The organism is Rhizobium sp. 18055 (assembly GCF_902706285.1).
In the GTDB taxonomy this organism is placed as follows: domain Bacteria; phylum Pseudomonadota; class Alphaproteobacteria; order Rhizobiales; family Rhizobiaceae; genus Rhizobium.
Window position 1 is genome coordinate 1 of the sequence record NZ_CACSKD010000275.1, and the last position, 443, is coordinate 443.

A 443-nucleotide genomic window follows, 5' to 3' on the forward strand; every position below is an offset into this window, starting at 1 on the left:
ATGTGGACGCGCAGCTGGTGCGTGCGGCCAGTGACGGGCTCCAGCAGCACGCGCAGGGTGTCGGGCGCCGGTGCCGGGGCGCCTTCGGTGGCCGGCGCCGGCCGCCAGCGCGTGAGGCTCGGCTTGCCGTGCTGCGGGTCCACCACGCGCAGCGGACGGCGCTCCCAGTCGGCGGCGATGGGAAGATCGATCGCCTGCCAGGGGCCGTCCGGGACGGTGCCCTGGCTCCCGTGCACCACCGCCACGTAGCGCTTGTGCACCTCGCGCGCGGCGAAGGCGTGGCCGAGCGCGCGCTGCGCCCCGGCATGGAGCGCCATCAGCACGAGGCCCGAGGTCGCCTGGTCGAGGCGGTGCACCACGCAGGCACCGGGCCACTGGCGCGCGGCGCGGGCGCTCAGGCAGTCCTGCTTGTCCGGGCCGCGGCCGGGCACGCAGAGCAGGCC

The 443-nt window shown here is 77.2% G+C and carries 1 protein-coding gene; it reads right to left on the bottom strand.

Features of this window, described 5'->3' with window-relative positions; genetic code table 11:
- Nucleotides 1–443: pseudouridine synthase (locus GVL52_RS32125; RefSeq protein WP_244619347.1), on the bottom strand; the 443-nt coding region annotated here is incomplete at both ends.